The organism is Bacteroides sp. (assembly GCF_030151085.1).
Classification (GTDB): Bacteria; Bacteroidota; Bacteroidia; order Bacteroidales; family Bacteroidaceae; genus Bacteroides.
The window spans coordinates 1-5,249 of sequence record NZ_JASLER010000088.1; the positions used below are offsets into that span (position 1 = coordinate 1).

The following is a 5,249-nucleotide window of genomic DNA, read 5'->3' on the forward strand; positions in this document are numbered from 1 at the left end:
CCGGAACTGTACCGGAGATACCCGGAACTTCAGCCAGCAAATCTTTGGTGGTCTTTTTGTAATATACACCTTCGAAGTGCAAGCGATTACGGAAGAAATTGGCTTCGGCTCCTGCTTCCCATGCTTCTACTTTTTCCCAACGCAATTTAGGGTTAGGTAAGTAAGAAAGTTGGTAACCCGGATAGATAGCGGACGGGGTACCGAATACTGCGGAATAAGCATTGGTCAAAAGAGGCTCTGCCGGATAAGGTTTATCCAGATTTTGGTTACCTAGCGTACCCCAAGAACCTTTTAATTTCAACATATCCAACCAAGTGATTCCTTTCATGAATTCTTCTTCACTCATTAACCAACCGGCACCTACTGAGTAGAAGTTTTGCCATTGGTTTCCAGTATATGCAAATGCTGAGGAACCATCACGACGGAATGAACCATTGAGTAAGTATCTACCTTTATAGTTGTAAATGACACGACCCAGCATAGATACCGTACTACGTTCCCATTGTGTACTATTATTTGTTGCAGTTGCGGCATCGCCTATGCTGACATACCATTTGTCTTGATTATCAGGAATAACCAAACCTACTCCTTGGGTACGGGCGGCACCTAGTAATTCCAGTTTATTATAGTAAGTAGTGAAACCGGCAGTAGCGGTCAAACTATGTTCGCCCCATGTATTCTGGTAGGTCAGCAGATAATCGCTCTGTACTTTCATTTCAGTTTGTTTCTCTTGGCTTACGCCGGTTTTACCGTCGCCTAGAGTTTCGATCTTGTCTGCTATGCTATTATCATAAACTTGGATTTTCGGAGTGTATTTGCGAGTACTGTTAGATGCATAGTCCATAGAATACATCACCTTGAATTGGAAATGTTTCAGGAAGTCCCATTCACCATATACGCTACCCGAACCACGATAATTTTCAGCTTTCGTAGTATTGGCTTTCAGTTCGACATCCACCATCGGGTTGTTCATTTGTGCTTTCTGAAAACCGGGGAGTGTGGTGTATAAACCATATTCTTCATTAAATACAGGGGCTACCGGAGCAGCACGCAAAGCAGTTGCAACACTCTTGGTATCGGCCGGTAATATACGTGCACCGTTGAATTGGAAACCTACTTTGAAGTTGTCGGTTACTTTGTAATCATTGCTGACATTCAATGTGATTTTGCTGTACTTCTCGTTCTTGATGTTACCTTGTTCGTAGGCATAACCTGCACCGAGATAGAAGCTATGCTTTGCAGAGGCACCTGTAATACTGATGTTATTGTTGGTAATGAAGCCGCTCTGGAAAATTTCATCCTGCCAGTTGGTATTACCTGTCCAGTCGGTAAAATCAAATTGTGGGTTACCTTCATTTTGTAATTGTTCGTTGTACAACATCTTGAAACCATCGGCATCTACCATGGCAATCTTATTGGTGATTGCTTTAAAACCGAAAGAACCGTTGATGTTTACTCGGGTTTGACCCTCTTTTGCTTTCTTGGTAGTGATAATAATTACACCGTTGGCACCACGTACACCGAAGATGGCAAGTGAGGACGGGTCCTTTAGGATTTCCATAGACTCGATATCCTGTGGGTTCAGGAAGTTGATGTTGTCATTGAACAATCCGTCTACTACATACAGAGGCTTGTAACCGTTAATTGAATTCGTACCGCGTACACGTATTTCAGGATCTGCACCAGCTTTACCGGAGTTGATTACTTGCACTCCGGCAACTTTACCTTGCAAAGCCGCTACAGGATTTGCTACGGGCTTGTTGGCAATTTCATCTCCTTTTACGTTCGTTATAGAACCGGTCAAGTCACGTTTCTTGGCACTACCATAACCTATGACTACGGTTTCGGCCAGTAAGTTGGAGTCGTCCTTCAGCTGAACATTGATAACTGATTGGTTTCCAACTTTGATGGATTGTTTCAGCATACCTACATAGGAAAACTCCAAAGTGTTTTCCGGTGTTACCTGAATGGAGTATTTACCGTCTATATCGGTAATCACACCATTGGAAGTACCTTGTACCAATACGGATGCACCGATAAGAGGATCACCCAAGGCATCTGTTACGGTACCGGTTACGGTTTTTGTCTGTGAAAAGACAGGCACAGATGCCAAAAGCATGCATGCCATTAAGAATAGATTTTTCAGCCATAAGGCCCTTTTCATAGGAAGTTTAGGTTTCTTCTTCATTGCGTTAATTTTTAGTGGATAACTCATCTAAATAATGCAATGAAACAAACAAAAAGCAAAAAAGATGTCAATCAATAGTTAAAAAGAACTCATTCAGGTTTTGAGTGGGTTGTAAATTGAGTTTCTTGCGCAGGCGATAACGGTTGTTTTCTATGGCTCGCACCGAGAGATTCATCAAAGAAGCAATGTCTTTGGTGTCCATATTCAGTTTGAGGCAGGCGCAGAGGCGCAAGTCATTGGTTGTAAGCAAAGGGTAAGCCTCTTTCAATGTCTTGAAGAAGTTATGATGCTTCTGCTCAAATTTGATAAGGAACATTTTCCAGTCATCTTCTGTATCGAGGTTATTGGTAAGCAGATTATTGATTTTCTGATAAAGAGGAATCAATGGCTTTTGAGTATTCTTGGTACAGACTTCATCTACAATCTCTTTCAGTTTCAAGATCAGTTCATTCTTACGGATGATGAATGATGTCTGGGTGAAAATTTCGGCATTCTTTTCCTCGATCTCGTTCTGCAGCTGCTCGTTCAATGTACGTAGATGTGCCGCTTCCTGAGCTTTCATACGTCTCAGATGTTTCGTTTGCAATCGCTTCTTCATCAGCCAGAAGGTGATGAATAGGGCAGAGATAGTTAAAAGACCACAAGTAAGATACCACCAAATGGTACGATACCAAGGCGGTGATATCTCAAAGCGGATAATGGTATCGGGAGAATAGTTATTCAGTCCATCCGTGGCGCGAAGACGCAAAGTATATGTACCCTGTGGTAGACGGGCATACGAAATGCTATTCCGTAGTTCGGGTTGACTCCAAGTGCTGTCTACTTCTTCAAGTAGATATTCTATAAAAAGGTTCCCGGCAAAAGCATCATTGACAGAGAAACCAACGGTAACGGTATTGTCTTCGTAAGGGATTTGGATAGGCTTGTTGAGATCGGCATAGCCACCGTTCAAGTCCCTTCCCGTATGTACAAACTCAAGATTAGGAGGAGATATCTTTATACTTTGCTGTTTGCTGTGCATGGAGTTATGAAGAATAAATCCGGCATCCAGACAGATAAGCGAAAGCGAATCATTTAATACTGATATGTTCTCGAAAGCTGTAATAAGCGATAGATTGTCCGCTTCTACATTGTAAGCTTCTTTGATACGTGCTATATAACCGTCATAGAAAAAACGGTAAACAGAGGAACTGCTGATAGCCCAACTTTCTTGACTATTGATGGGTACAATTCGTTTGAGATTGTTTACATTCTTGAAACATTCGTTTAGGAGTGGGTTGGATTGTAGACTATCACTCGTTTCATTGTACGAAAAGAAGCGATTATCTCCCAGGAAAATTATACGTCCACTCACTTTATATACTTGTAGATGAACAGGGAGCTCTTTATCCTTGTCGTTTCCATAATAAGTGTAGTAGCGGAATGCATTCAATTCTTCATTAAGCCGGCACTTATAGATGCCCCGGCTGACAGTTTCCAACCATATATTACCTAAATGGTCTACTTCTGCGTCTTGAATGGGGTCGGTGATTTGCTGCATTGCGTTTACCTGCCCGGTTTCTTTGTTGACGATGTATAGTTTGTTGTATGTGATAATAATTTGAATCAGTTTATCGTTAATGGTAGCTTCCAATATCCGGAATACACCACTATTGATTCGATATAATTGCTTGATACTGAAATTCGGGCGTATTTCAAGTAATCCATTGTTATGTCCGCAGAATAATCTTCCGTCAATCTCCTGGAAAGACCAAACCTGCCCTTGTGTACCTTCAATTAACTTTAACGAAGAAAACATTTCCAGATCGTTGGCATTTTCTTTTGGAGTATAATATACGCCTTGATTGGTACCTATCAGTAGATTTCCATTCCACAGAGTGGCAGCATATACAGCACTGGAGCCGCTATTCGCTGTTCGATAGTAGCTTAGTCCGTCCGTGTAGCGGATATAAGCAAGACCACGATCCATGGCCACCCATATATTGTTCCGGTGATCTTCGTATAGAGACAGGATAGTATTATTCTGTAAGGAGTTTGCGGAATAGAAGTGATTAAGTATGTTGCCATTAATATCCACCTCGTATACTCCGCTTAGTTGTGTTCCCAGATAGTAGGTGTTTCGTTTGGCACAAAAGATGCCGCAGTTCAACTCTTGTCCGCCTAGTTGGTTAGTCAGTGCATTGTTCCATAAAATAAAGTTTTTATGGTCGTATATATATACTTCTCCGGTCGAGGTACCGATTAAATAGCGATCTTTTCCGTATGGAAGAATGACGCGGGTCGTGGTTCCTTCCAGGAATTCGGTACCCTCAATCTTGTTTAACTTACCATCTTTTAACCGGTAAAGCGGACCATAAATTTCTTGTACCCAATATTCATCTCTTACTTTCAGCAGCAGTAGAAATCCTTTAGGAATACTTAACTTCTGCATGGTCTTATGGTTGTAAACATAAATATTGCTGAATGATTGGTAGTAGACATTATTTCCGTCTATCCAGATACGCCAAAAGCTTTCATTATCCAGACTTTTGGCAGGCAATAATCCTTTTAAAGAAGTATATTTCAGTCTGCCGGACTGGTCTCTATCCCAACGGCCCAGTTCTTCAGCGCCTCCGGTATAAATTGTTTGATGTGATTCTACTGCTAGAGCCCGCACAATAAGAGAGTTGGGCATGGGGAAGAGTTCCCACTCCATACCGTCGGATTCTAGTAGACCGATGTCATTGCCAAAATACATAATGCCTCTTTCGTCTTGTCCGATAGACCAATTTTTATTGGCTGCATGGTATTTATCACGGGCAAAATTGATAATATAAGGCTTTTGATTGGCATAAGACAGACATGCCACCAGCAAAAACAAACAAACTAAAGATATATGTCTTTGAAGGTTCATAGTATGGTTGATATTGGAGATCTTTCTCTTTATTAAAAAACAAATATACGCTATATTTTATAATTACGCTTTAATTATTTCATAAAAAAACCTCTGAGATGTTATTCTCAGAGGTTTTTAAATTGCTTGTAGTTGTTTGTCTTAGAGTATATAAAGTGCGGGTGATAG

The 5,249-nt window shown here is 41.1% G+C and carries 2 protein-coding genes; both read right to left on the minus strand.

Translation table 11 applies throughout. From position 1 onward, the window contains the following. Window positions 1-2,188, minus strand: a 2,188-nt coding sequence (locus Q1W14_RS18595; protein WP_300704175.1) for a SusC/RagA family TonB-linked outer membrane protein, incomplete at its 3' end; no start/stop codon positions are given. 67 nt (window positions 2,189-2,255) lie between these two features. Further along, complete coding sequence (locus Q1W14_RS18600) at window positions 2,256-5,081, minus strand: triple tyrosine motif-containing protein (protein WP_300704176.1); 2,826 nt, start codon at window positions 5,079-5,081, stop codon at window positions 2,256-2,258. Between the last annotated feature and the right edge of the window lie 168 nt (window positions 5,082-5,249).

Bases quoted from the DNA above. Each gene is read 5' to 3' on its own strand.
- Q1W14_RS18600 (WP_300704176.1), bottom strand. From the start codon at position 5,081: ATGAACCTTCAAAGACATATATCTTTAGTTTGTTTGTTTTTGCTGGTG.